This window comes from Marinobacter sp. DY40_1A1, assembly GCF_016597815.1.
GTDB classification, from domain to species: Bacteria; Pseudomonadota; Gammaproteobacteria; order Pseudomonadales; family Oleiphilaceae; genus Marinobacter; species Marinobacter xiaoshiensis.
Genome location: NZ_VCHA01000009.1, coordinates 25,056 through 46,661, shown reverse-complemented (window position 1 = coordinate 46,661; position 21,606 = coordinate 25,056). Strand labels below are relative to the sequence as shown.

Genomic DNA, 21,606 nt, shown 5'->3' with positions numbered 1-21,606 from the left:
GAAATACTCCAGCCAGCGCCCACACGAATTACTTGGTCAATTTGTTAAAGAGCGTTTGAGCCGTTGCTCAATCAAGGTGGCGTATTCTACATCGTCTCGCCGCCTTGTCAACCGTTTAATTCGAGAGAAGTTAAAAATGAACCTTTTCGAATCAAACTGTCACTTCTTAAACTAGATGAGCCATTCTACAGCGTTTACTCATCTTGTCAACCACTTGCTCGAAGAAAGCATTTAAAAATCTTCAATTTATTCAAGTGGTTACTCTTTGCTCGGGAAGCCTCTCAACTGTGCTCTCCTCGAAAGAGATGCGCATTCTACAGAGCTTGGCGCGGGTGTCAACGGTGCAATGCAACTTTTTATGACTTTATCCCTGTCACGCCGATCTCAAGGTCCACTTTAGCACTTTCATAGATGAACCGGGGCCTTATCATCCCGCTTACAGACGAACCTCGACCGCCCTAACTGCAGCGATTGCTTTGGCCTTTGCCTCTTCTATAGTGGCCCCTTGTGCCAGAGCAACACCCATCCGCCGACGCCCCACGAGTTCAGGCTTACCAAAAAGCCTTAACTGCACATCCGGCTCTGCAAGCGCTACGCTCAACCCGCTGAAGGCTACAGATGAGGAATTCCCTTCTGGCAAAATTACTGCTGACGCAGAAGGACCCTGCTGCCGAATAACCGGAACCGGCAATCCGAGTATGGCTCTTGCATGCAAAGCAAACTCCGACAAATCCTGAGATACCAGCGTAACAAGACCAGTATCATGGGGCCGGGGAGACACCTCTGAGAAATACACGTCGTCCCCGCGTATGAACAACTCCACTCCGTATACCCCATAGCCACCCAGATTCTCGGTGATTTTTAAAGCAACGTCACGCGAACGCTCCAGTGCTTTAGCCGACATGGGCTGCGGCTGCCAGGATTCACGGTAATCGCCCTCTTCCTGGCGGTGCCCTATAGGCTCGCAGAAGCTAACGCCGCCGGAGTGCCTGACGGTCAGCAGGGTTATTTCATAATCAAAGGTCACAAAGCCTTCAACAATAACCCTACCCTTTCCCGCACGACCGCCTGTTTGCGCGTACTCCCAAGCGGCGTCAATCTCACTTTCATCGCTAACCGTACTCTGCCCTTTACCAGAGGAACTCATTACCGGCTTAACAACGAGGGGCATTCCTATCGCCTCAACCGCTTCCAGGAATGCCTCTTTTGTGTCAACAAACCGGTAAGGCGACGTTTTCACTCCCAGCTCTTCTGCAGCCAGGCGCCGAATCCCTTCCCTGTTCATAGTCAGGTGGGCTGCCCTTGCGGAAGGTATTACCCTATAACCTTCCTGCTCAAGCTTGATCAATTCAGCTGTCGCAATGGCTTCGATTTCGGGCACAATGAGGTCGGGTTCTTCAATCTCGACTATGTTCCTTAAAGCCTGCGCATCCAACATATCTATTACGTGGCTACGATGAGCCACCTGCATGGCGGGGGCGTTCGGGTAACGGTCTGCTGCAATTACCTCAACCCCATACCTCTGCAACTCTATCGCCACTTCTTTGCCAAGCTCACCTGAGCCACACAGCAATACCTTAAAAGCGTTTGCTTTAAGTGGCGTGCCCAGCGTTACATTCCCTACTTCATTCAAACCAGATCCTCCTGCAAGTACCTGAAATCTCTCAGGCATCCTTTTTGCGTTCAGTTAAAGCGCCACTTCCCGCTCCCGCTCAGCGACTTTCACAAGCACAGCTTTACGCTCGCAGTTGGTCATTGATGTCCAGCTCAGGATCTCATCACTGGTGCGCTGACACCCTATACATACATCCCGCTCATCAAGAGCGCATATACTCACGCAGGGCGATCGAACTTTATCCTCAACAGCCATAACAAATTCATCTCAGTTTTTTACAGGCTTCAAGCTTTTCATATAACGGCTTGCATTGTGTACATAGTGCGCGGCACTGAGTTCGAGCATCTTCTTTTGTTGCTCGGTGAGTTCCCTTTTGATTTTTCCCGGCGACCCAACCACCAATGAGCCGTCCGGAACAACCATTCCTTCAGGGATAAGGGTGTTCGCACCAATAAGGCAGTACTTTCCGATCTTGGCACCATTCAAAACAACCGCATTGATACCGATCAGTGAATAGTCCCCAACCTCACAACCGTGAAGCATGGTTTTATGACCAACTGTAACACCCCGCCCTAGCGTCAGCGGGATACCCGGATCCGTGTGGAGAACAGAGCCATCCTGAACGTTTGTCTCTGGTCCAATCGTAATAAGCTCGTTATCTCCACGGATCACCACGTTGAACCAGACACTACTTTTTTCGTGAAGCTCCACATTGCCAATCACCGTCGCATTGTCTGCTACAAACTGACTACTGCCTTTCAACACCGGGGCACGGCCATCCAACTCATAGAGCATTCTATTTTCCTTATTATGTTCGGGGTTTGAGCAAATCGATATCAGCATCGTACACAGCATTTAAAAAATCGACCAGAACCACAGCAGACAAGCCCCAGATTTGATATCGCTCCCACCGATAACAAGGCACATGAATTGTTTGGTCCTGAAACGGTATCGCATCTGTACGTTCGCGCCTGTCTTCCAGAAAGAAAGAAAGAGGCACTCGAAAGACGCTATCAATCTCGCCGGGATTTGGTTCCAACGGATACTCCACAGGCACAACACCAACGTAAGGAGAGACAAGTATCCCGTGACGTGACATCACTTGGCTCAGCGGTGAAATGATTTCCACCTGATCTGGTGGCAGACCAATCTCTTCATGGGTTTCCCGCAGCGCCGTCGCGGCCAACGATAAATCTCCGGGATCCCGCTTCCCCCCGGGGTAGGCAACCTGACCGCGGTGAGTGCTCAAATTTGTAGAACGCAGCGTAAATATCATTTCAGGATTACCAAGATCGTCAGTAACCGGCACAAGGATGCCTGCTTCGGTATAGTTCAGATCGAGCTTCTGAGGCGCATAGCCCGTTAAACGCTGTACAAGTAAATCACGCAAACCGGAACTCCTGAACAAATCTGGTGTTGAATGAGACAGCAGTAGCAACGATCATTAAACTTAACATTCGCTGAATTCAAGTATACGGGGAAAAATATGAAGTACTGCAGCACATGCGGCCATCCGGTTAAACAGCGCATCCCCGAAGGCGACAACCGCCACCGCTATGTGTGCATCAACTGCAGCACAATACACTATCAAAACCCACGCATCATCGCGGGTACAGTGCCAGTATGGGAGGGAAAGATCCTTCTTTGCCGTCGAGCAATTGAACCTCGCTACGGGTACTGGACCCTTCCGGCGGGATACATGGAAAATGCCGAAACAACCGTTGAAGCGGCCGAGCGCGAGACGCTGGAAGAGGCACTGGCCGAAGTTAATATAGACGGCCTTTATTCCATTATCGATGTTCCGCACATAAACCAGGTTCACATGTTCTATCGCGCGACACTAAAAAACGGGAACTTTGGTGCTGGTGAGGAGTCCCTTGAAACCCGCCTGTTTGCTGTGGACGAAATTCCCTGGGGCGATATTTCCTTCCCGACTGTGCGAAAAACCCTGGAACTGTTTCTGGATGACCTGAAGAACGACTCTTTCGGTGTGCACATACGTGATATCCGGCGCCCTATCGCCGCGACCCGAAGCAAAGACGATCTATAATATTTCCATGCGATAAATCTCGTAAGCAGGCTCTTCATAGGGATGGGCCTGCTTGAGCGCCGCAACCGCTTTACGGATTAGTTCATCGGTGCAAACCAGCTCTACCTTGAACTCATCCACAACCTTCAGCGCCCCACTTTCCCCCAAAAAAGGATTGCTACCCTCAAGAGGGCGGAACTGTCCCTGCCCCCTGCACTGCCAGGCGCACGAATCGTAATCCCCTATGCGCCCTGCCCCGATATCGAAGAGTGCCTGTTTGGTTTTTTCCAAATGTGTCTCCGGCACGAAATAGCATATTTTATACATGAAACCTCCTTTGAGCAGGATATTTTTTGTACAGATTAATGGTTTAGACACTTACCCACAGATTCTGTGGATAACTCTGGGGAAAGTTTTGGGGAACACCTCTATAAACCCCGTAATTACTGCACTCCCGTTAAATTGGCGACAAATTCACCTGATTCATTAAACCGCTACATTTCAATGGGTTACAGCTTTTGTACAAACACTGAACGCCTACGCTCTGCATTGTTCACAGAATGCACAAGACTTAGCTCGCAATGTGCATAAACATAATGAGTCAAGGAGTTTTTTTCCAATATATCCGCATTATTCGCTTGATAAACCCAAAACACTCAAAATTCAGGCACAAAAAAACCGGCTCCGGAAAGCCCTCCCTTTTGAGGCTCACCAAAGCCGGTTTTCCAGTCTTTCAACCGATCAGTCCATCAGCTAAACCAGCGTCTGGCATTTCGGAACATGCGAATCCAGGAACCGTCTTCCTGCCAATCCGCGGGTCGCCATGAGTGTTGGGCAGCGCGGAACACTCGTTCAGGGTGAGGCATCATAATGGTAATACGACCATCCCGAGTAGTTGCCCCCGCTATGCCATCTTGCGAGCCATTTGGATTATAAGGATAACGCATCGTCGCCTGACCCCGGTTATCCACGAAGCGTAGCACTACCCGCTCACTTTCTGCGAGCTCTGAAGCAGAAGCACTACCGGAAAACTCTACCCGCCCTTCACCATGAGCGACCGCTATTGGCATACGCGAACCTGCCATTTCTTCCAGGAATGCTGAAGGTGACGACATTACTTCAACCATCGCCAACCGTGCCTCGAACTGCTCCGACTGGTTACGAACGAAACGTGGCCAGCCTTCGCTGCCCGGAATCAATTCGTGCAGATTGGACAACATCTGGCAACCATTACAAACACCCAGCGCGAGAGTGTCCTGGCGGTTGAAGAAAGCGGCAAACTGATCACGAACACGGTCGTTGAACAGAATGGACTTTGCCCAACCTTCACCGGCACCCAGCACATCCCCGTATGAGAACCCGCCACAAGCCACGAGACTATTAAACGTCTCGAGATTCACTCGTCCGGATAGCAGATCGCTCATGTGCACATCGACAGACTCAAAACCAGCCCTATCAAATGCAGCGGCCATCTCAACCTGCCCGTTAACACCCTGCTCACGCAAGACAGCAACTCTCGGGCGAATTCCCTTGTTGATATAAGGCGCAGCAACATCCTCGTTCACATCATAGGTGAGCTCGGCATGAAGCCCAGGGTTATCCGCATCAAGCAGATTATCAAACTCTTCCTGCGCACAATCTGCGTTATCCCTCAGGGACTGAATGCGATAACTGGTCTCAGACCACAGGCGCTGTAGATCCACTCGCGCATCATCTGCAACCATTTCACCTTCAAAGGACAATCGCAGGCGATCCTGATCACTCAATGTGCCCACAACACTGACGTGGTCCCCCAAGCCAGCCGCTGAAAACTGCTGTAGAACGAAATCCGTATCATCCCTGCGCACCTGAATAACTGCGCCCAATTCTTCATTGAACAACTCGCGGACAATCTGACTGGCGTCGTCTGTCAATCCATCCAGTTTGATATCTATACCGGTGCGGCCGGCAAAACTCATTTCAGCAAGAGTCACAAACAATCCGCCATCAGAGCGGTCGTGATAGGCCAGTAGCTTGTCGTCGGCGTTCAATCCCTGAATAACAGCAAAAAAAGCTTTGATATCTTCCGGATCGTCGAGATCAGGTGCCACAGCTCCGACCTGACGGTAAACTTGAGCCAAAGCCGACCCACCTAACCGATTCTGCCCAGCGCCCAGATCCACAAGAATCAGATCTGTGTCTCCAGCATCCGTTATCAACTGGGGCGTAAGGGTGCGAGAAACATCGGTAACCGGTGCAAAACCACTGACAATCAACGAGAGAGGCGCGGTTACACTCTTCTGTTCGCCGTTATCCTCTTCCCAAACCGTCTTCATGGACATGGAGTCCTTGCCTACAGGAATGGTTATCCCCAGCTCGGGGCACAACTCCATGCCAACTGCTCGAACTGTTTCGTAGAGGTTCTCGTCCTCTCCCGGGTGGCCTGCGGCTGACATCCAGTTAGCCGACAAGCGAATGTCTGATAATTTGCCAATTGCGGCTGCTGCCAGGTTTGTAATGGCTTCGCCTACAGCCATCCGACCTGATGCGGGCGCATCAATGGTTGCGATCGGTGTACGTTCGCCCATGGCCATGGCTTCACCCGTCAGAACATCAAAAGAGCTTGCCGTAACCGCAACATCACTGACAGGCACCTGCCATGGACCAACCATCTGGTCCCGAGCAACAAGCCCGGTAATCGTGCGGTCACCTATGGTGATCAGGAAGCTCTTGGAGCCCACTGAAGGCAGCCTCAGAACTCTGCGAATGGCCTCATTCAGATCAATCTGGGTGGAGTCAAACAACGGCTTGCTGAACGATGTTCTGTTAATACTCCGGTGCATACGGGGCGGCTTACCGAAAAGCACATCCATCGGAAGATCAACAGGCTTGTCGTTAAAATAGGAATCGCTCAACTCGAGATGATGGGCTTCCGTCGCCTCTCCAATCACGGCATACGGGCAGCGCTCACGACGACACAGCGCGTCGAAAAGCTCCAGATTTTCGGGAGCCACCGCCATGACATACCGTTCCTGAGACTCGTTACACCAGATTTCCAATGGCGACATACCAGGCTCATCGCTGGGAATATCCCGCAACTCAAACTTTCCGCCACGGCCGCCGTCCTTCACCAATTCAGGCATGGCGTTAGAAAGACCACCGGCGCCAACGTCATGGATGAAGCAGAGCGGGTTTTGCTCGCCCATCTGCCAGCAGCGGTCGATCACTTCCTGACAACGCCGTTCCATTTCCGGGTTGTCACGCTGCACGGATGCAAAGTCGAGGTTCTCGTTACTGGAGCCGGAGTCCATAGAGGAGGCAGCACTGCCTCCAAGACCGATAAGCATGGAAGGGCCACCCAACACAATGAGTTTGGCGCCTACAGGTATCTCACCTTTTTCAACATGTTCTGCGCGGATATTTCCAAGGCCACCGGCGATCATGATGGGCTTGTGGTAGCCCCGTACTTCATCACCCGCAGGGCCGGCAACTTTCTCTTCAAATGTACGGAAATAGCCTGCGATATTGGGGCGGCCAAACTCGTTATTGAATGCGGCGCCGCCAATGGGGCCTTCAATCATGATATCCAGAGCGGAGGCTATCCGCTCAGGCTTGCCGTAATTGATTTCCCAGGGCTGGGGATCATCTGGCATGTTGAGGTTGGAGACGGTGAACCCCGTCAACCCCGCCTTCGGTTTGGAACCGCGACCGGTTGCGCCCTCATCGCGGATTTCACCGCCGGAGCCGGTTGCCGCGCCAGCCGCAGGGGCAATGGCCGTTGGGTGGTTATGGGTCTCCACCTTCATAAGAATGTGGATGTCTTCCTGATTATATTCGTAAATACCTGTTACCGGATCCGGGAAGAAACGACCACCTCGACTTCCCTGAATAACCGAAGCGTTATCCTTATAGGCAGAGAGCACACCTTCGCTGTTCATCTCATAGGTGTTACGAATCATGGCAAACAGCGACTTTTCCTGGCCCTCACCGTCAATATCCCAGGAGGCATTGAATATTTTGTGGCGGCAATGCTCAGAGTTTGCCTGAGCAAACATCATGAGTTCTACATCGGTAGGATCCCGCTCGAGGCAGACAAAGGACTTCACAAGATAATCGATTTCGTCATCGGCCAGCGCAAGCCCGAGGCGTCTGTTTGCTTCTACCAGCGCAGCTCGACCGCCAGCCAATACTGAAACTCGCTCCAGAGGGCGCGGCTCTTCTCGATTGAACAGCAACTGTGCACCACCCATTTCATGGAAGACTGTCTGGGTCATGCGATCATGCAGCAGCGCTGCAACCTTCTCGCGCTGGTCGAGACCAAGCTTTTTACTCGATTTGATATAGAAGGCCGTGCCGCGCTCTATGCGCTGAATCTGTCGCAAACCGCAGTTGCGCGCAATATCCGTTGCCTTACTGGACCAGGGAGACAAGGTTCCCGGGCGCGGCACAACGAGAAAAAGCACACCATCTGGCTCTTCAGCGGGTACGCTGGGGCCATAAGTCAGCAGCCGATCAAGGATGGCCTGCTCGGAATCAGAAAGCACGCCCTCCAGATCCACAAAGTGCATAAACTCGGCATAAACATGCTCAATCTCAGGCACAATGGCCTGAATTCTGGCGTACAGTTTATGGGAACGAAATGGTGAAAGCGCGGGAGCGCCGCGAAGTTCAAGCATGATATCAACCTGTATCGCGCGAAACGGGGAAGTCCGGGTGCATTCTGAGAAGGCGCATATGATACTTGAAAGCTCTGCCGGGATACAGCGCTGGGAAGCTTATTCGATTCGCATAGATTTGACATTATTTTGCGCAGTAATTGATCAGCCTGATTGACCCCTTTGGCTGCAACAGGGATCATTAGCTAGTGGACATGGAGACCACACGCACCAAGACACCGGATGCCGCCAGCCTGTTTGGGCGCATCCCGTTGATCCAGCGGTAACGGAGAACAGGGACTTGCCAAGAATTCTGACTGTATACAATGCAGCAACGGCTTACAGATCGTTCCTCGCCTGCACACTGGCCCTGCTCGCTCTCGCCGGGTGCAGCCAGCCGAGCACCCTGCAGGAAATCCGTAACGAGGGAGTTCTGCACGTTATTACCCGGGTTGCGCCTTCTATCTATTACGAGGGGCGTGAAGGCCCCACAGGCTATGATTACGAACTGGCCAAACTCTTTGCCGACGAATTGGGAGTCGAGCTCCGCCTCCGGGTTGCAGAAGATAACACCGAAATTCTTTCCGTACTTTCCCGTGATTTTGCACACATCGGGCTGGCAGGCCTTTCAGCGCAACCGCTTTTTGAAGGCCAGTACAAGACACTCCCTACCGGCATCATGGCGCAATCAGTCGTTGTTTATAATCGCGATGTGGAGCGGCCCGAATCACTCGCTGACCTGGCGGGGCAGCTGCTTCACCTGGTGCCTGACAGCAATCATGAGTATCAGCTTCAAGCCCATACGAACAGTGCACCAGGCGTATCCTGGCAGGTTCACCCGGGGCTGGACGCTGCCGGTATTCTTGCGCGCGTTGAAACTGGCGAGCTCTCCTACGCCGTAGTCTCATCCAATGAACTGGAGCTGAACCACGTCTTTTTTCCCCAGGTCAAACAAGCGTTTGCACTTGGCGATGCCAGCGAACTGGCATGGTTACTTCCGGCGAGCCAGGACGACTCGTTGGTGAATGCAGCGAAAGCATTTATCGAAAAAATGCAGGCTAACGGCATCACCGCTCAGCTTTCAGAGCGTTTTTATGGCCACCTGGATCACCTGAACTATGTCGGTGCCCGCACCTTCATGCATCATGTGGAAAACCGACTGCCTACATATGAGTCTCTTTTCAGAGATAACGCCGCCATATTTAATATGGACTGGCGACTGCTCGCAGCTATTGGCTACCAGGAATCACACTGGCGCCCTAATGCAGTTTCCCCGACCGGGGTCCGCGGGCTGATGATGCTCACGCGCAACACCGCAAACTACATTGGCATCAACAATCGACTGGACGCGGAAGAGAGCATCCAGGGTGGTGCCAAATACTTCCGAATGGTGCACCGGAGAATTCCCGAGCGTATAGCAGAGCCCGATCGCACCTGGTTCGCTCTGGCATCCTACAATGTTGGCTACGGACACCTTGAGGATGCCCGCAGGCTTACCGAAAATGCCGGTAAAAACCCCGACCGCTGGATGGATGTAAAAGAATTCTTGCCACTACTTGCCCAAAAAGAGTGGTACAAACAGACACGCTACGGGTATGCCCGCGGCCATGAGCCCGTTCTCTATGTGCAGAATATCCGCAGGTACTACGACGTGCTCGCCCGGATGATGGAGCCTACGGAAAGCATAGCTGCCTCGGCCTCCCCATTTGTTGGTCTGGAACAGAGCGCAAATGAAAACTCTTCAAGAGAGCTGGCAGGAGACGGAGCAGGCATGAGAGCTAGCCTACCCCCTGAGCTTGGAATGATACCGCCAACGCTTTAGCACCTAAAAGCCAAGATCAGCCGCATCACTGACTTCCAACACGCGCTCTACCTGGCTGGCCGTGAACCCCCGACGAGTGAGAAACCGGGCTTGCCGCAGCCTTTCACCCCAGTCATCGCCAAGATCCGACAGCCCGAAACGCTTCTCCCTCAGCAAAAGCGCATTTCGGATCCAATCCGCATCAGCAAGCTCGTCGACGCAGGCCGGCGCCTGATGGATACCACGTTGCTGCAACTCAGCAAGCACTTTCAAGGGACCATACCCCAGATCAATTCGTTGGCGGGAATAGACATCCGCAAACCGGTTGTCATCCAACCAACCTTCGCTTTCATAGTCGTCCAAAACCAATGAGATGATAGAAGCTTCAAGCTTCCGCTGACGTAATTTCAGCGCCAACTCCTGCCGGCTGTGCTCTCGCCGAGCAAGCAACCTCAGCGCCACCGACCGCGCTTTGTATTCCTGTTCGTCGCTATTTTCCTGTTTTGCCATTCAACCCTTCCCGCAAACGCTCACAAAACGCTAGACTAGCTCCGATTTTATAATGTCGACGCAGATTTTTGGCTTTCAATACCCGAAGCTGCGACAAACGTGTCCGGCACTCTAAACCTGAATTTACGAGAGCCGATGGCCGGTGCCGGCTTACTTTGCCCGACACCGCAGACTGGTTTCAATCCCTAAGGATAACGTCATGGCTGCATTCCTCCAGAAACTGTTCAAATCCCGCAAACCTGTCGTATCGGGCCGCAAAGCGCCAGATCGCCCGCACCCTCCGGCAGAGCCAGTAGAGGACAAACGCGCAGAGTTAAGGGAAGAGCAGCTACAAATGCTGCAGGGCACACCGAGCCAGGAAATTGCGGCAAACCTCGCCATTGAGGGTTCAACAGCAGACATTCGACTTAGGGCCGCCGACCTCGTGCAGGATGGCGATCTCCTGCAGCGCGTACAAAAGCAGGCCAAAAGCCGCGATAAGGGCGTGTATCAGCTAGTACGGCAAAAGCTGCAGTCTATCAGGCAAGAACAGGCCATAAAGGATGCCATTTCGGACACTATCTCGACACTGATCCGTAATGCCCACGATCAGGCTAAAAGCGACGACACCAGCCTGTTCGAAGCCCGCCTGGAAACACTTCTCAACCAGTGGGCGAAGGTAGAGGGCAGCGCGACACTCGATCAGACAAACGATTTCCTTAAGTCCGTACACCGCTGCAGAGAGCGGCTAGCCGAGGTAAAAGCAGCGCAGGATGCAGAAAAACTCGAAATTGAGCAGCGACTTCAGCGCGACGAAACCCTGGAACTGATTGCGCAAACTCTGAATGATCTCCGGCAACAACCTACAGACAATCTCGCGTCACTTGCATCACTGGACGCACTCCAGAAAACACAGGAAAACCGCTGGCTGGAGGCTACCCGTGAGACTCACGTAGACAAGCAGCAACAGAAATCCTATGAAATGTCGATGATGGCGCTCCGCAATTACACCAGCGCAGTCCGCCATATCACCCAGACAAAAGAATCACTGATTGCCATCTCGGAGACCAATATTCAGGAGGCAACCCCTGAAGACCAGAAGCGCGCGTCAGATATCCTTGCTGAGATTAATTGGCCTCAAGGCTTCCCTGCCCCAGACATGCTGGAACCCGCACGCAAGCTGGCCGGCAAGCCCAAGGCTCCGGCAAAGACCAGCGAGGATAACAAGCAGCAACAGGTGTCGTCGGAAAACCTGAAAGCCACGCTGGATCAACTGGAAGAAGCCCTCGAAGCCAAGCGCCTCAAGAGTTCCCGTGAACTCCTGAAAACCGCCCAACAGCAATTGAAATCCCTTGACCACCGCCATAGCAAGGGGTTTCAGCCTCGAGTACAACTGCTCACTGGCCAGCTCCGGGAGCTAACGGATTGGCAAGGATTTGCCACTGAACCCAAACAGATAGCTCTGTGTGAACAGATGGAGTATCTGGCCGAACAGTCCATGGAACCAGAAGCTAAATCCGAGCGCATAAAAGACCTTCAAAAAGAATGGCGGGAACTGGGCGGGTCATCAGATCGCATCTTGTGGGCACGTTTCAAACAGGCCTCCGACAAAGCATATGAGCCCTGCAAAGCCTACTTCAAAGCCAAGTCAGGCCTGAAACAGGCGAACCTGGATAAGCGCAAAACGATCTGCGCCGAGTTGGAGCTTTTTGTAAACGGCGCAGACTGGAACAGCATAGACTGGAAGGCCGTCGAGCATATTCTTCAAACCGCCCGCCAGGAATGGAAATCTGCCTGGCCGGTGGAATTCCGGGATAACCGGCAGGTGCAGAAGCAGTTCGATGACCTCCTGAAAAAGCTTGAAGCACCTATCGAACAAGAGCGTCAAAAGAATGAAGCCCTGAAGCTGGCGATTGTTGAACAGGCACAGGCTTTGACAGCCCACGAACCGTTGCAAGAGGCCATGAACAAGGCAAAAGCACTGCAGTCAGACTGGAAAGCGGTTGGTATTACCCGTCACCGCGAAGACCGCAAGTTGTGGCAGGCGTTCCGTAAGGCCTGCGATGAAATCTTTGCGCGCCGGGAAGCCCAGCGTACGGAACAGGAACTCGCGGCAAAAGAGGCCGATTCAGCAGCGGAAGCCTTGCTGCATCAGGTTGCGAGTGTCGGTTCTGGTCAGGATGAGCAGTCGCTGGAAAAAGCCATTGCGGATCTTCGCAGCATTGATGCCGCTCAGACGTCAGCAGCAGTAAGGGAACAGATTCAGCAAGAAAAGCAACGATTGACCCAAGCGGTTGCAGCACAGAAGCTCAAAGCAGGCATCGCAGAATGGCAGGCTCTCGTGTTAGCACGCGCAGACGGCGATCTGGACACGGGTGCTTTGCCAGATAGGTGGGCAGCACTTGCGGGGACTGCGGGCGAATTGGAAGACCAGGAAATCGTTATTCGCGCAGAGATTCTTGCCGGCATACCCTCTCCGGATGCAGAACAGACAAAACGTATGGAAATTCAGGTCCAGCGGCTGGCCGAAGGCATGGGCTCCATGGAAAAAGCGGACAATGCCTTGCAAAGCATAGAGGGCCTTGTCGCAGGCTGGTGCCTCAAGGCCCCTGACGAAGGAGCCGATCCGGCGCTGGCAAACCGCTTGAATAGGGCACTGGATAGCCTGATTGCAAGTTAAGCCTCGAGAGCTTCACTCTCGCTGATGCTCCCTTACAAACTCCCTGGCATTCTTGACGGCTGCCAGGGAGTTGTCTTTCATACCTCTGAGTTCTTCGTCCGCCAAATAGAACATCATATCGATGGTGTGCCGGTAGTATCGGGAAGGCAGCCGGTTCAAGGCCACACACATAACATCAGTCAAAAAATCTGCAGTGTCCCCCGGCTCCCTCGTCGCCTCAATTGCATCCATCACCAAGCGTTCGTAAAAATTGTCGATAGCATTACTGAAAGACATGGCGTTGCACCCCTTAAGCCCATTTTGAGCATCCGCAAAACCTCTGACCCAACCCTAAACATAGAAGTCGCAGCCTCGCCTGTCACTACCTCTGAGCAATTTTGCCAACGCGATTGGCAGGTGGCGTCATTACCCACATAGCTATCAAAGGGATATGGTGACGTTTCTCGAAAGTAAATCCCCAAGCAATAAACACCAGAGGACAAGCAATGACCACCGAGGCGTATATCTTCGATGCGGTCCGCACTCCCAGAGGGCGTGGCAAGAAAGACGGATCACTGCACAGTGTAAAACCCATTACGTTATTGACCACTGTGCTCAATGCGCTGCAAGAGAGAAATAATCTCGATACCTCTCAGGTAGACGATATTGTTCTCGGTTGCGTTACCGCCGTTGGCGACCAAGGTGCTGATATCGCCAAAACAGCAGCACTCGCGGCTGACTGGGATGAGAAAGTCGCTGGCGTTACCCTCAACCGATTCTGCGCATCCGGCCTCGAAGCCGTTAACCTGGCGGCCATGAAAGTCCGCTCCGGCTGGGAAGACCTGGTTGTTGCCGGCGGTGTGGAGTCCATGTCCCGCATTCCTATGGGTTCTGATGGCGGCGCCTGGGCTATGGACCCGCACACCAACATGCACACAGGCTTCATGCCTCAGGGGATTGGCGCCGACCTTATTGCCACCCTGGAAGGCTTTAGCCGTGAAGACGTCGACGCCTTCGCAGTCAAATCCCAGCAAAAAGCGGCGAATGCCTGGAAGAACGGCTACTTTGCCAAGTCTATCGTTCCTGTTACCGACCAAAATGGCGTCGTAATTCTTGATCGCGATGAGCACGTTCGCGGTGACACCACCCTTGAGTCTCTTTCTGGCCTCAGACCCTCTTTCCAGATGATGGGAGAAATGGGCTTTAACAGTGTGGCTCGTGAAAAATATCACTATGTAGAGACAATTAATCACGTGCACCATGCCGGTAACTCTTCTGGCATGGTAGATGGTGCAACTGGACTGCTGATCGGTAGTGAAGCCAAGGGTAAAGCCTTGGGCCTGAAACCCCGAGCCCGCATCGTTGCCACCGCTGTCACCAGCACTGATCCCACCATCATGCTGACCGGTCCTGCCCCGGCATCGCTAAAAGCGTTAGAGAAGGCAGGCATGACTGTTGACCAGATCGACCTGTTTGAAGTTAACGAAGCCTTTGCCTCCGTGGTAATGCGCTTCCAGAAGGAACTTTCGGTTCCGGATGAAAAAGTGAACGTTAACGGCGGTGCAATCGCCATGGGCCACCCTCTCGGCGCCACGGGCGCAATGATTGTGGGCACTCTGCTGGACGAACTGGAGCGCCGTGATTTGCGCTTTGGTCTGGCGACGCTATGCGTCGGCGGCGGCATGGGCATAGCCACCATCATTGAGCGAGTCTGAACCCCACACTTTTTCTAATAGGAGAACCGATTATGAGTGCCATCCGTTATGAACTGGGTTCAGATCAGATTCTGACCCTTACCATTGATATGCCGGGCCAGTCCGCAAACACCATGAATGCGGCATTCCGGGAAGCCCTTGATGAGACTGTTGCCAAAGTTCAAGGCGATCTGGAAAACATTCGAGGCATCATTGTTACTTCTGCCAAGAAAACCTTTTTTGCCGGCGGCGACCTGAATGAAATTCACAAAGTCACCCGTGACGATGCCCAGTACTTTGAAGACATGGTCAACGGCATGAAGGCCCAGATGCGCGCACTGGAGACTTGTGGCAAGCCTGTTGTAGCAGCCATCAACGGTACTGCGCTGGGGGGCGGCTTCGAAATTGCCCTGGCATGCCACCACCGAGTTGTGCTGAACAACAACAGCATTCAGCTGGGTCTTCCAGAAGTCTCACTGGGCCTGCTGCCAGGCGGTGGTGGCACTCAGCGCTTGCCCCGTATGATTGGCCTTGAAGCGGCATTCCCGCTGCTGATGGAAGGCAAAAAACTGCGCCCATCTGCCGCCTTGAAAGCAGGCATTATTGACGAGCTAGCCGACTCCCCTGAAGACATGATGGCCAAGGCTCGTGCGTTTATCGATGCCAACCCCAAGTGCCAGCAGCCCTGGGATCAGAAAGGCTACAAAATGCCAGGTGGCGCACCTCACCACCCTGCAATGGCACAGAAGCTGCCAATTGTACCGGCCATGCTGAAGCAGAAGACCAAAGGCTGCTACCCCGCGCCCGAGTGCATCCTGGCAGCAGCCGTTGAAGGTGCCCAGGTAGACTTCGATAGCGGCAGCCTGATTGAAACCCGCTATTTTGCTGAACTGGTGATTGGCCAGGTTGCCAAGAACATGACGGGCACCTTCTGGTTCCAGCTGAATGATATTAATTCAGGCGGAAGCCGTCCTGAAGGGGTAGAGAAAGAAACCTTTAAAAAGGTGGGTGTACTGGGCGCAGGAATGATGGGCGCTGGTATCGCTTACTCCACCGCTATCCGCGGTATAGAGGTGGTGCTTAAAGACGTCACTGTCGAAGGCGCTGAAAAAGGCAAAAGCTACTCCGAAAACCTGCTGGCCAAACAAGTTAGCCGTGGCCGCATGACCGAAGAGAAGAAAGCGGAAATCCTGGGCCGAATCAAGGCTACAGACTCTGCTAGCGACCTCGAAGGTTGCGATCTTGTGATTGAGGCTGTGTTTGAGGACAGCGATCTGAAAGCCAAGGTTACCGCCGAGGCTGAACCGAAGCTGGTCAGCAACGGCATTTTCGCATCCAACACCTCCACTATTCCCATTACCCAACTGGCCGAAGCTTCCGCCAAGCCAGAGAACTTTATCGGGCTGCACTTTTTCTCGCCTGTAGACAAAATGCCGCTGGTGGAAATCATTGTTGGCGAAAAGACGTCAGACGAGACGCTAGCAAGAGCGTTCGACTATGTTCAGCAAATCGGCAAAACACCGGTGGTTGTGAACGACAGCCGCGGCTTTTTCACATCCCGAGTTTTCGGCACCTTTGTTAACGAAGGAATCTGTATGCTTGGCGAGGGTATTCACCCCTCAAGCATCGAGAATGCCGGCTTGCTTGCAGGCATGCCTGTCGGCCCGCTGACCATTTCCGATGAAGTCAGCATGACTCTGATGCACCTCGTTCGCAGCCAAAGTAAAAAGGATACGGAAGCTGCCGGCGGTACATGGAAGCCCCACCCTGCAGAAGCGATCATTGACCAGATGGTTAACGACCATGGCCGCCCAGGCAAGGCTGCCGGTGCCGGTTTCTACGAGTACCCCGCCAAAGGCAAAAAGTACCTGTGGCCAGAGCTTGAAACTCTCTATGTGGACAAAGAAAAAGCTCGCAAGGTGGAGCTGCAGGAACTGAAAGACCGGATTCTGTTCATTCAGGCCATTGAAACAGTTCGCTGCCTGGAAGAAGGCGTGCTGCGCACCGTGGAAGATGCCAACATTGGCAGTATCTTCGGTATCGGCTATGCACCCTGGACAGGCGGCTCCATACAGTTCATTAACCAGTATGGTGTGAGAGCTTTCGCAGAAAGAGCCAAAGAGCTGGCTGCAGCTTACGGTGAGCGATTTGCACCACCCGCGCTGCTGCTTGAGCACGCGGAGCAGGAAAAGCCCTTCGTTTGAAGGTGCCGCGCGGCGGAGGACACTGTCCTCCGCCGCACGCTCTACCTGTAAATACCCATACAAATCCCTCAGCGTGCCCATGTTCACGTGGCACCATGTTCCACTGACCATCACCCCCAGCTCGCAAATATCCTCCTCTACTCTTTTGATTCCCGGTGCTTTTATGGCTAAAAAAGGCCGAGTCATGGACAGATTGTCACGAACCGATACGTCATACCTATAGCAACGGGTGTAGCCCTTGCCTACAATAAATCAATCAGCCCACGGGTTAACCGGTTCCAGATCTGTCTGGCAGGTACCCAGCATCGTCAGGTATCTATCTATGACCACCGCGGAAAAAACATCTGTTCGTCGCGCACCGTTCAAAGCCGGCCGGATGGGTGTATGCAAAGCGCTTACCGTCGCCCTGCTGCTCTCAGCACCTTTCAGTGCTCAGGCGAAAGCGGTCGAACCGGAGGTTTATACCCCGGTTGCACCAACGATTGACCAAGCGCGCGCCAATATTCTTATTGCCAGGCAACTGCAGTTCACCCATTTCCGCGACCTGGGCATCAGCGACAAGCTTTCTGGCGATGTGTTCGACGCTTATCTGAACTATCTCGACGGCCAACGAGTCTATTTGACCGGCGGCGACATTGAGACGATGAGCAAAGTCAGAAACCGACTGGGATCTGCCCTCAAAACCGGCCAACTGCAGCCAGGTTTTGATATCTACAACCTGGTTCAACAGCGGATTATCGAGCGCCTGCAATTCGCGCTGGAAACCCTTGACGATGGCATCGAAAAGCTGGACTTCACCACCAATGAGACCATCCTGCTTGATCGTTCAGAAGCCGAGTGGGAGCCAGACCGGCAGGCACTGGATGCCCTATGGGTCAAGCGCATCAAAAACGCCGTATTGGCCCAACGGCTTAACGGTGCCGACGACGATGATATAATCGATACGCTCCAGCGCCGCTACGAAGGCCAGTTGAAGCGCGCCTATCAGGCCCGTAGCGAGGATGCTTTCCAGGCATACATGAATGCTTTTGCCGGAATGTGGGACCCGCACACTTCCTATTTTTCACCGCGCACTTCTGAAAACTTCAACATTAATATGAGCCTTTCCCTTGAAGGTATCGGTGCGGTTCTGCAGGCGGACAACGAGTACACCAAAGTAGTCAGGCTGGTTCCCGGCGGCCCTGCATCCAAGCAAGGACAGCTCAAGCCCGCCGACAGAATTGTTTCCGTTGCCCAAGAAAATGAAAAACCGGTTAACGTGATCGGATGGCGACTGGATGAAGTGGTCGACCTCATTCGGGGCCCACGCAATTCAGTGGTAACACTGGAAGTCGTTCCTGCCAGCTCAAGTGATGAAACCCTGACCAAATCCATCTCCATCAACCGCGATGAAGTGAAGCTGGAAGAGCAAAGCGCCAGTAAAGACACCATCGAACTTGATCGCAATGGCCAGAAATACACTGTCGGGGTGATTACCATTCCCACATTCTATGCTGATTTCCGCGCCATGCAGGCCGGTGACCCCAATTACAAGAGCACGACCCGTGACGTGCGGAAGCTTATTGCAGAACTCCAGCAGGAAGGAGTCGATGGCCTGGTAATGGATTTGCGCAATAATGGCGGCGGTGCCTTGCACGAGGCGAATGATCTGGTTGGTCTGTTCATCGACACTGGCCCAACCGTGCAGATTCGCAACTCGAGCAACGAAGTTCAGGTTCTCAATGACGACGATGCCTCCGTTGCCTACGATGGGCCTCTGGTCGTGCTAACCAACCGTATGAGCGCCTCGGCTTCCGAGATTTTTGCGGGTGCGATTCAGGATTATGGCCGCGGCCTGGTAGTTGGCTCACAAACCTTTGGCAAGGGCACGGTGCAGGCCGTTCGCCCTCTTAACCATGGGCAGCTGAAAATTACCCAATCAAAATTCTATCGGGTATCTGGCGGGTCCACCCAGCACAAAGGCGTGATTCCGGATATAGAGATTCCTTCCCGTATCGATAAAACCCGTATTGGTGAAGACGCGCTGGATCATGCCCTGCCCTGGGATCAGATCGACGCAGTCCCCCATACCCGCTACTTCGATTTCAGCGGCATTATTGAAGAGCTCCGCAAGCGCCATGACGATCGTTTTGCCAAGAGCCCGGATTTCAGGCTCCTGCAGCAGGAAATCGACTTCCTGAATGAACAGCGCCAGAGGGAAACCGTGAGTCTTAATCTGGATGAGCGCACCGTTCAGCAAGAGCAAATAGAGCGAACCCGGCTGACCATTGCCAATGCTCGCCGGGAACTGCGTGGCGACGAGCCTTTTGAGTCTCTGGAAGAGCTTGAAGACTGGCAAGATCAGCAAGCTGCAGATCTCGGGTCTACCGATGAAGAGCTCGACTTCGTGATTCGCGAAGGCGGTGACATCATGGCGGATATGCTGGAGCTGGATAAGCGCATGGCCTCCATTCTTACCCCACAGCAGTTTGCTGCTCAGGCGGAAGCACTGTAATGGGCCAGAAAGCTGACAAACCGGTAGCCAACGACCAGGAGCGTCAGCACAAAGCGCGAGCCATGCAGGATATGCTGCTGGATGCGCTGCACGCCATGCGCTCCCAGGAAGAAGTGGATGTGCTGCGCAAACCGGCAGCGCCTGCTTCGGAAAAAGCGCCTGAAGGCATTATTGACCGCCTTGCCAGCCTCACCGGATCGGCCTTCCGCTTCGGCGCTCGCGCTACGGACACGTCTTTGCGGGTAGGTCGAGCACTGATCAATTCCCAGGACCAACTCCGGGCCATGCTGGTAGCCGGGCAGTCTCTCAAGGATATTCGTGAAGTAGCCGGGCTGACACTCTCGGAAATGAGTGAAGCCCTCGACCTCCGTGACAAGTCCGTTCTTGAAGCCATAGAGAACGGCACGGCAACCCTCTCCTTTGAGCTTATTCTACGTTTGACCGCCCTCATCGCGCGGAATGACCCCATCCCGTTTATTATGCGAACCACCCGGAACTACAACCCGGAAGTTTGGCAAATCCTGAATGACTGGGGTGTGGCAAGAGTCCCCTTGCAGTTTGAGCGGGAACGGGAGTTCATCAATATCTTCCGCCGGCATGACTCGGCACGAACGCTCTCGGATGAAGGCTTTCGTAAGGTTCTGGATTTCACACGGCAGAGTTTCGAGATGTCACTGCACTTTGCAGAAGATCAGGAAAAGCAGGTGGCGGAGCTGCGGGAGAGCCTTGCAAAGCAAAGCAGCGAACTGCCAGACAGCAGCAAAGCCGCCACCGGAAAAAAACCCTCAGCCAAATAGCCCGTGCATTCCTGAAGCACCCGGATTCTGAACCACGCCTTTTTCCGTTACGATCAGATCAATCAGGTTTGCAGGCGTTACATCGAACACCGGGTTGAACACAGGCACGCCTTCCGGTGCCAGTGCAATGCCTCTTATCTCTCGAACCTCTTTGCCGTCCCGCTCTTCAATCGGGATTTCTGCACCTGATTTCAACGCCATATCCACGGTGCTGGAGGGTGCCACAACCATAAATCCGACCTTGTGATGCCGTGCCAATACCGCAAGGCTGTAGGTGCCAATTTTGTTGGCCACATCGCCATTAGCGGTAATCCGGTCGGCACCCACGATGATCCACCGTACCTCACCCGCTGCAAGAATCGCTGCCGCTGCGCCATCCGCATTCAGAGTTACCGGGATACCATCCCGCACTAATTCCCACGCAGTAAGGCGGCTACCCTGCAGCCAGGGCCTCGTTTCATCCGCGTACACTTGTTTTAGCAGCTGTTTCTCATGCAGCCGGCGGATAACGCCCAATGCGGTGCCGTAGCCTCCAGTTGCAAGCGCGCCTGTGTTGCAGTGGGTAAGAACCGAAACAGGTGAAGGGTTGCCAGAAGAAAGCCCCATTGCTTCGAGGGCGTGATCTGCCATGGCGAGGTTTGCTGCAAGATCTTCCTCGTGAATAGCAACGGCTTCACGCTCCAGCCGCTGCCGGGCTTCATCCAGAGCTGCACAGCCCTCAAGCACCCGTTCCATTCGCTGCAAGGCCCAGAACAGATTCACAGCCGTTGGCCTTGAAGCCGCTAACTCCCGGATAGCCATTTTGACCTCAGTTTGCCAGTCGTCGCCTTCAGCCTTCCGGGCAGCCAGTGCTACCCCATATGCGGCACTGATACCGATCGCCGGGGCTCCGCGCACCACCATGTCGTGAATGCTTTGCGCGACACCGGCTGCGGTCTCCAGGGTTATCCAGTGTTCCTGAGCTGGTAACAGCCGCTGATCCAGTAATTCCAGTCTGGCCCCCTGCCACCGAAGGGCAACCGTGCCTGCCGATCGCGGATCAGAACAAGGGGTATGTAAAGAAGGGGATTCTTTGGGATTATTCATCGTCTGGCTCCGCTTTCACAACGCTGAAAACGGGCAGTATAACGGTTATACTTCCGGGCTACATTTTATCGTTCGGCGCACTTGTGCACTTCTACGGGCACAAT

The 21,606-nt window shown here is 53.6% G+C and carries 16 protein-coding genes; 7 read left to right on the top strand and 9 right to left on the bottom strand.

The features are described 5' to 3' along the window. Window positions 1-436: 436 nt before the first annotated feature. From purT to FFI61_RS17330, 4 genes are read right to left on the bottom strand one after another with little or no spacing between them, the layout of a single operon-like run. A complete protein-coding gene (gene purT, locus FFI61_RS17345; RefSeq protein WP_227715036.1) occupies window positions 437-1,633 on the bottom strand; it encodes a formate-dependent phosphoribosylglycinamide formyltransferase in 1,197 nt (398 codons plus the stop codon). A 54-nt stretch (window positions 1,634-1,687) separates the two neighbouring features. Next, the gene (locus FFI61_RS17340) at window positions 1,688-1,870 is read right to left on the bottom strand and encodes a DUF1289 domain-containing protein (RefSeq protein ID WP_200204070.1); all 183 of its coding nucleotides are present in this window, start codon (window positions 1,868-1,870) and stop codon (window positions 1,688-1,690) included. A 12-nt stretch (window positions 1,871-1,882) separates the two neighbouring features. Further along, window positions 1,883-2,410: a gamma carbonic anhydrase family protein gene (locus FFI61_RS17335; RefSeq protein WP_200204068.1), complete on the bottom strand. Its 528-nt coding sequence runs from the start codon at window positions 2,408-2,410 to the stop codon at window positions 1,883-1,885. 13 nt (window positions 2,411-2,423) lie between these two features. Next, window positions 2,424-3,005, bottom strand: coding sequence for an NUDIX hydrolase (locus tag FFI61_RS17330; protein ID WP_200371877.1), 582 nt, complete (start codon window positions 3,003-3,005; stop codon window positions 2,424-2,426). Between the two features lie 96 nt (window positions 3,006-3,101). Here FFI61_RS17330 and FFI61_RS17325 point away from each other — a divergent pair, with 96 nt between their 5' ends. Further along, window positions 3,102-3,665 carry an NUDIX hydrolase gene (locus FFI61_RS17325; protein ID WP_200204064.1) on the top strand — a complete coding sequence of 188 codons (564 nt, stop codon included), beginning with the start codon at window positions 3,102-3,104 and terminating at the stop codon, window positions 3,663-3,665. On the opposite strand, the gene FFI61_RS17320 is transcribed toward FFI61_RS17325, so the two are convergent. Together FFI61_RS17320 and purL are read right to left on the bottom strand one after the other, a co-directional pair. After that, window positions 3,660-3,971, bottom strand: a complete 312-nt coding sequence (locus FFI61_RS17320) for a YqfO family protein (protein ID WP_200371876.1) — start codon at window positions 3,969-3,971, stop codon at window positions 3,660-3,662. The genes FFI61_RS17325 and FFI61_RS17320 overlap by 6 nt on opposite strands. 422 nt (window positions 3,972-4,393) lie before the next feature. Continuing rightward, on the bottom strand, window positions 4,394-8,299 hold the full coding sequence (purL, locus tag FFI61_RS17315) for a phosphoribosylformylglycinamidine synthase (protein ID WP_200371875.1): 3,906 nt from the start codon (window positions 8,297-8,299) through the stop codon (window positions 4,394-4,396). Window positions 8,300-8,588: 289 nt separating this feature from the next. Between purL and mltF the strand changes: the two genes are divergently transcribed. Next, window positions 8,589-10,100 carry a membrane-bound lytic murein transglycosylase MltF gene (gene mltF, locus FFI61_RS17310; protein WP_413785042.1) on the top strand — a complete coding sequence of 504 codons (1,512 nt, stop codon included), beginning with the start codon at window positions 8,589-8,591 and terminating at the stop codon, window positions 10,098-10,100. Window positions 10,101-10,103: 3 nt separating this feature from the next. On the opposite strand, the gene FFI61_RS17305 is transcribed toward mltF, so the two are convergent. Next, window positions 10,104-10,589: a regulatory protein RecX gene (locus FFI61_RS17305; protein ID WP_200371873.1), complete on the bottom strand. Its 486-nt coding sequence runs from the start codon at window positions 10,587-10,589 to the stop codon at window positions 10,104-10,106. 199 nt (window positions 10,590-10,788) lie between these two features. Here FFI61_RS17305 and FFI61_RS17300 point away from each other — a divergent pair, with 199 nt between their 5' ends. Continuing rightward, complete coding sequence (locus tag FFI61_RS17300; protein ID WP_200371872.1) at window positions 10,789-13,248, top strand: DUF349 domain-containing protein; 2,460 nt, start codon at window positions 10,789-10,791, stop codon at window positions 13,246-13,248. A gap of 12 nt (window positions 13,249-13,260) precedes the next feature. Here the strand turns inward: FFI61_RS17300 and FFI61_RS17295 are convergent, their stop codons facing one another. Next, a complete protein-coding gene (locus FFI61_RS17295; protein ID WP_200204052.1) occupies window positions 13,261-13,524 on the bottom strand; it encodes a late competence development ComFB family protein in 264 nt (87 codons plus the stop codon). 209 nt (window positions 13,525-13,733) lie between these two features. Here FFI61_RS17295 and FFI61_RS17290 point away from each other — a divergent pair, with 209 nt between their 5' ends. The 4 genes from FFI61_RS17290 (at window position 13,734) to FFI61_RS17275 (ending at window position 20,416) form a co-directional block, all read left to right on the top strand. Further along, the gene (locus FFI61_RS17290) at window positions 13,734-14,942 is read left to right on the top strand and encodes an acetyl-CoA C-acetyltransferase (RefSeq protein WP_200204050.1); all 1,209 of its coding nucleotides are present in this window, start codon (window positions 13,734-13,736) and stop codon (window positions 14,940-14,942) included. A 32-nt stretch (window positions 14,943-14,974) separates the two neighbouring features. Next, complete coding sequence (locus FFI61_RS17285) at window positions 14,975-17,125, top strand: 3-hydroxyacyl-CoA dehydrogenase NAD-binding domain-containing protein (RefSeq protein ID WP_200371871.1); 2,151 nt, start codon at window positions 14,975-14,977, stop codon at window positions 17,123-17,125. A 322-nt stretch (window positions 17,126-17,447) separates the two neighbouring features. Then, window positions 17,448-19,619 (top strand): carboxy terminal-processing peptidase, encoded by a 2,172-nt coding sequence (locus FFI61_RS17280; RefSeq protein WP_200204045.1) that lies wholly within the window; start codon window positions 17,448-17,450, stop codon window positions 19,617-19,619. Further along, window positions 19,619-20,416: a helix-turn-helix domain-containing protein gene (locus FFI61_RS17275; protein WP_227715035.1), complete on the top strand. Its 798-nt coding sequence runs from the start codon at window positions 19,619-19,621 to the stop codon at window positions 20,414-20,416. The genes FFI61_RS17280 and FFI61_RS17275 overlap by 1 nt, the downstream gene beginning before the upstream one ends. On the opposite strand, the gene mtnA is transcribed toward FFI61_RS17275, so the two are convergent. Beyond that, on the bottom strand, window positions 20,405-21,502 hold the full coding sequence (gene mtnA / locus FFI61_RS17270; RefSeq protein WP_200371870.1) for an S-methyl-5-thioribose-1-phosphate isomerase: 1,098 nt from the start codon (window positions 21,500-21,502) through the stop codon (window positions 20,405-20,407). The genes FFI61_RS17275 and mtnA overlap by 12 nt on opposite strands. Between the last annotated feature and the right edge of the window lie 104 nt (window positions 21,503-21,606).